Below are 4,617 nucleotides of genomic sequence, written 5' to 3'. Positions count from 1 at the left end.
GAAAAACCCCCACTGAAGGAAGTTTCACTTTAGCTACTCATTATGTCCAGGTCCATTTTTACGTTTGGATGATGTGAATTCTTTTCCGTGTGCAATTTGCTCTGCCTCAATTGCTTCTGGTGGAATATGATTGTTTTTCTTCGGTGAGTTTATTCGGTTTCGATGTTTTTTACCCAATTAAATTCCCTCCACATTAAAAATGTTTCGTTGATTTTTTTTCTTTCTTCTTCTTCGATGCGTTCGGTACACCGCCTCTTGAATTTGTAGACGGATTTGTATTGTTTGCGTATTCCACAACTTGTTCAAGTTCTTTTCTCATGTGTACGCCTCCTTATAAAGATGGATACACTTATAGACTTTCCGATTAAATGATGAATTACAATTGTTAATAATTGTTTGAAACGATTGGAAAAGTGTATACTTTTAAACAGGATAAGTAAAAATACATTTTCAGGAGGAAACAGATGAGTGTACATATCGGTGCAAAAGAAAATGAAATTGCAGAAACAATTCTTTTACCAGGAGATCCTCTGCGTGCAAAATATATAGCGGAAACATTTTTGGAAGATGTCATTTGCTATAATGAAGTGAGAGGCATGCTCGGATTTACCGGAACGTATAAGGGAGAGCGTATCTCTGTACAAGGAACAGGAATGGGTGTACCATCTATTTCGATTTACATAAATGAGCTTATGCAAAGCTATGGCGTACAGCAATTAATCCGTGTCGGTACTTGTGGTGCAATTCAAAAAGATGTAAAAGTGCGTGATGTTATTTTAGCGATGAGTGCTTCCACAGATTCACAGATGAACCGTGTTATATTCGGACCTGTGGATTATGCGCCGACAGCTGATTTTGAGTTATTAAAAAAGGCGTATGATGCCGGAATAGAAAAAGGATTGCATTTAAAAGCGGGAAATGTGTTTACAGCTGATATGTTTTATAATGACCATGCTGAGCTTGAGAAATGGGCGAAGTACGGAATATTGGCAATTGAAATGGAGACAGCGGCACTTTACACATTAGCAGCTAAATTCAACCGTAAGGCATTATCTGTTCTAACTGTGAGCGATCATATTTTAACAGGAGAAGAAACGTCAGCAGAAGAAAGACAAACGACATTTAACGAGATGATTACTGTGGCACTGGAAGCGGCTATAAAATAAATGTTGATATATCAAGGTTTCTAGCGTCTTGAAGCAGCCGTAAAAGTTAAGCAAGTGACTAAAAGGTGACCAACTTATAAGATTTCATCGAATAAGTCACTTGCTTTTGTTCTATCTTCGTCACTCAGATGGCTATATGTGTTTAAAGTTTGTTTAATATCAGTATGGCCGAGTTGCTCTTGGATAATCTTAAAGTTAACGCCTTTACTAATCATAAAGGATGCATACGTATGGCGTAATCTATGCAAATTCAATTTCGGCAGATTGTGCCTTTCGACAATTTCGCGCCATCTGGATGGGTAGGGAAGCCGTTTGTTTTAGTGAATAATAAATTAACAAGGTTTCCTTCTTCGTCTAACATTGGCTCCCACGCTGATCCTGAGGATATTTTTAATTTCTTTTGTTGTACAGCATATGCTTTTATTTCTCTCATGAACGTTTGCGAGATATCCACTATTCTTGGTCGTTTTGTTTTTGTGGGTCCAAGAAAGAATTTTTTTGTTTCTTTGTCATATTGTAAGGTCTTATCGATCAAAATAGTATTGTCTTTGTAATTGATATTTTCCAGCCGTATGCCTGCTATTTCAGTCATACTTAGGCCGACAAGTACGGCGAGTTTTATTTGTATACGATGTTTCGGATAAATATTTTCTAGTACTGATAATAAAAGTTTTAGCTGATCTTCTTTATAAAACAGCAGCTCTCTGTTTCTTTTAGCAACCTCTGAACGGTCTACATTTTTTATGGGACTTTCCTTGATGATTCCCCATTTCACAGCCCTAGAAAAGATACTTTTAAGCATCATATATTTCCCAGATAAACTTTTCTTATTCTTTTCACCTTGTTCTTTAAAAAATACATCAATATCATATGTTTTAATCTTCGTTATCTTAAATTTCCCTAATGATTCAAGGACTCCATTATTCAAATAGCTTTCGTAAGCGTTTCTTGTTTTGACAGCTAATTTGACACGCATATATACATCCATCCAGCGCTGTACAAATTCTTCAAACGTTATGTTTTCTTCTTTTCGTTTACTTCCCGTTTTCGATACTTCAATTTCAAACTTGGTGATTGCTTTCTTAAGTGCCCGATCACTTTTAGCTGTTCCCGTTTTTGTCCTTTTTAATCTTTTCTCTTTATCGTCCTATCCCAATTCAACAAATATTTTATATTTGTCATTGCCCAAAGGGGGTTGCTGATGCCATGTCTGTTCACCTCTGATTTTAAAAAGAAGGAGAGCAGCCGCCCTCCTCTGATGTTTAAATTACTAGCGCTAATAATCTAAAAGTCTTTTGTATAATGTATGGCTTTACCAATTATTCTTGCTGGATTATTCTCTGTAACTATGTATGGCTCATAGCTTGGATTATCTGGCATGAGCATAATCATATTACCTTGTTTTTTAACACGTTTCAAAGTAACTTCAGTATTCCCGTTTACAAGGACAGCTGCTATTTCCCCGTTTTCCACGTTACTTTGTTCTCTAATCAATATACAAGACCCATCTGGAATAGTTGGCTCCATTGATTGTCCTTTTGTCTCCAAATAAAATAGATTGCCACTCGGTAGTGTAGCGGGAGATTCATTTCGATATCCAGAGAAGTTTTCTGATGCATAAATCGGATCTTCACATGCTATTTCCCCAAGAATTGGTACTTTAACTGTCATTGGAGAAATAGGAGTCAAATTACTTGGCTTGTCTTCTATAATATCTGATCGGGATACATTAAAATAGTCGGCCATCATCGTTGTTTGCCCTTGTGTTAAAAAGCAGATAGAAGAACAGAAACGGTTGCAAGAGTTTTACGAAAAAAGAGCCAAAATTAATCGTGCATTAAAACTTAGTTCATCAGTGGTTGACATTAAATCTATGACTTTTGAAAACTTTAAAATGCGTAAAGGTTGCGAAACTACTTTTGAAGAGATAAAGGATGCTATTGAGAATTTTGAAAAACGGGAGAAGTTGGGCGCTTTTATCTTTGGAGAAACTGGTAACGGTAAAACCCATGGAACAGCAGCTGGCGGTAACAAGTTAATTGAAAAGGGATATGCAGTCATCTTTATAACAGAAAAAGATTTATTAAGCAGACTGGCGGCAACAAAAAATTATAACAATATGGAATCATTTAATGAGATCATGAGTGCTTGCTTAGAAGCGGATCTATTAATTTGGGATGATTTCATGAGTAGTCAGAGATTAGCGAACGAGGAAAAAGACTGGATATTTCAAATTATAAATGGTCGTGAAAGAGCAAATAAGCCGATATGGGCTACACCAGCTGAATTTGAGGATGATGCAACAGCATACAAGCTTGATGATAAGGGACGCACATGGTGGCGGCTGATGGTTAATATGAATTGTATTTATAACAGGCAGGCAACTAATTATAGAAAATCTAAAGCAATGGCTAGGGCGTTAGGAGTGAGTATGGATGAATATGATAGCTGAAATCAGTAATCAGCAGCTTAAAACAGAAAATGAGGTTATAACAAAATTAGAAAAAGCACATTCATTAAAAGATTACTATATAACTTTGGATCATGCTAATCTTGATTGGTTGCCAGAGCACGTAACAAAAGTAGAGGAAATGTGGAGAAACGGATTTCCTGTAAGCGAGATTGCTCAAAATGTTAAACGATCAGACAAAGATACTTTTCTTTTAATTTATGACCGTTTGGAGTTAGGAGAAATCGAAGCAAGGAAGGGTGGAATCTTTGGAAATGAGTACACAAGCTAACCAGTTAAGACAAGCTGTTGAACAGCGTAAAGATTATTTAATTAACGAGTTACTTAGATACGGTTATTACGATACAGCAGACGGGCGATAATTGTATGAGCACACACTGACAAAATTAGAGTTAATACACATCAATGTTAAATGTCAGCATGGAAATCGTTATTAAGGAGCTGAAATAAATGGATAGGAGCTATATAATGCCGAAGCTCAATCGAAATAAATTGTATATTGCTCACCTGTTTAAATCGGTAGATGAGGGCTATCCGGATATTGAACGTATTGAATATTTCGTGAAGCTTGGCAAAACTTATTGTGAATTTTATACAGATCCTGATTTACAGGAATAGAAGGGTTGCCTTCTAATCTCATGGTTTACGGATTTTGAAGGGGCTGGGAGATTGCCAGTTCAGTATAAAGTTGTAAAACAATTAACTCTATTTGAGGAGGCGCTGGGATGAATGATTTCGCAAAGTTCATTTTAGAGCAGATTATATCAGGAGAGAAAAAGGCTGAAAGTGGAATCTTAAAGGCGGCAATTGCTGAGATTTTAAAGCTCAGAAAGGAAAATGAAAACCTAAGGAATCCGCAGATTTGGTGAACTTAATTTGTATTATGTTTCCTTAATCGATTTAGACCAAAAATGTACAGTAATTAGGAACTTTAAATGGTGAGCATATGCCCATTAAAAGTTTGTAACTAATAATGGGTCC

The 4,617-nt window shown here is 36.2% G+C and carries 9 protein-coding genes and 1 pseudogene; 5 read left to right on the top strand and 5 right to left on the bottom strand.

Annotated features, from left to right (window positions below):
• Window positions 1-33: 33 nt before the first annotated feature.
• Together BFA01S_RS23005 and BFA01S_RS23550 are read right to left on the bottom strand one after the other, a co-directional pair.
• Complete coding sequence (locus BFA01S_RS23005) at window positions 34-177, bottom strand: hypothetical protein (protein WP_169800520.1); 144 nt, start codon at window positions 175-177, stop codon at window positions 34-36.
• A gap of 16 nt (window positions 178-193) precedes the next feature.
• A complete protein-coding gene (locus BFA01S_RS23550; RefSeq protein ID WP_268874895.1) occupies window positions 194-319 on the bottom strand; it encodes a hypothetical protein in 126 nt (41 codons plus the stop codon).
• A 145-nt stretch (window positions 320-464) separates the two neighbouring features.
• On the opposite strand from BFA01S_RS23550, the gene deoD reads away from it, so the two are divergent.
• Window positions 465-1,166: a purine-nucleoside phosphorylase gene (gene deoD / locus BFA01S_RS20905; protein WP_066235485.1), complete on the top strand. Its 702-nt coding sequence runs from the start codon at window positions 465-467 to the stop codon at window positions 1,164-1,166.
• A gap of 74 nt (window positions 1,167-1,240) precedes the next feature.
• Here the strand turns inward: deoD and BFA01S_RS22165 are convergent, their stop codons facing one another.
• The 3 genes and pseudogenes from BFA01S_RS22165 to BFA01S_RS20895 form a co-directional block, all read right to left on the bottom strand.
• Window positions 1,241-1,420 carry a tyrosine-type recombinase/integrase gene (locus BFA01S_RS22165; protein ID WP_235843089.1) on the bottom strand — a complete coding sequence of 60 codons (180 nt, stop codon included), beginning with the start codon at window positions 1,418-1,420 and terminating at the stop codon, window positions 1,241-1,243.
• On the bottom strand, window positions 1,417-2,184 hold the full coding sequence (locus BFA01S_RS20900) for a tyrosine-type recombinase/integrase (protein WP_268874896.1): 768 nt from the start codon (window positions 2,182-2,184) through the stop codon (window positions 1,417-1,419). Before BFA01S_RS20900 ends, BFA01S_RS22165 begins: the two co-directional genes overlap by 4 nt.
• A 266-nt stretch (window positions 2,185-2,450) precedes the next feature.
• Window positions 2,451-2,915, bottom strand: a pseudogene (locus BFA01S_RS20895) (LexA family protein); the annotation flags it as partial.
• A gap of 46 nt (window positions 2,916-2,961) precedes the next feature.
• Here BFA01S_RS20895 and BFA01S_RS20890 point away from each other — a divergent pair.
• From BFA01S_RS20890 to BFA01S_RS22675, 4 genes are all read left to right on the top strand, one after another.
• Complete coding sequence (locus BFA01S_RS20890; protein ID WP_235843088.1) at window positions 2,962-3,618, top strand: ATP-binding protein; 657 nt, start codon at window positions 2,962-2,964, stop codon at window positions 3,616-3,618.
• Complete coding sequence (locus BFA01S_RS20885) at window positions 3,602-3,907, top strand: hypothetical protein (protein ID WP_066235480.1); 306 nt, start codon at window positions 3,602-3,604, stop codon at window positions 3,905-3,907. Before BFA01S_RS20890 ends, BFA01S_RS20885 begins: the two co-directional genes overlap by 17 nt.
• A gap of 179 nt (window positions 3,908-4,086) precedes the next feature.
• Window positions 4,087-4,254, top strand: coding sequence for a hypothetical protein (locus tag BFA01S_RS22680; protein ID WP_156484000.1), 168 nt, complete (start codon window positions 4,087-4,089; stop codon window positions 4,252-4,254).
• A gap of 107 nt (window positions 4,255-4,361) precedes the next feature.
• Window positions 4,362-4,505: a hypothetical protein gene (locus tag BFA01S_RS22675; RefSeq protein WP_156483999.1), complete on the top strand. Its 144-nt coding sequence runs from the start codon at window positions 4,362-4,364 to the stop codon at window positions 4,503-4,505.
• Window positions 4,506-4,617 lie beyond the last annotated feature (112 nt).

The sequence above is a fragment of the Metabacillus fastidiosus NBRC 101226 genome, assembly GCF_001591625.1.
Taxonomy (GTDB): domain Bacteria; phylum Bacillota; class Bacilli; order Bacillales; family Bacillaceae; genus Metabacillus; species Metabacillus fastidiosus.
Note: the sequence above shows the minus strand (reverse complement) of the source record. Positions and strands in the feature narration are given on the sequence as shown.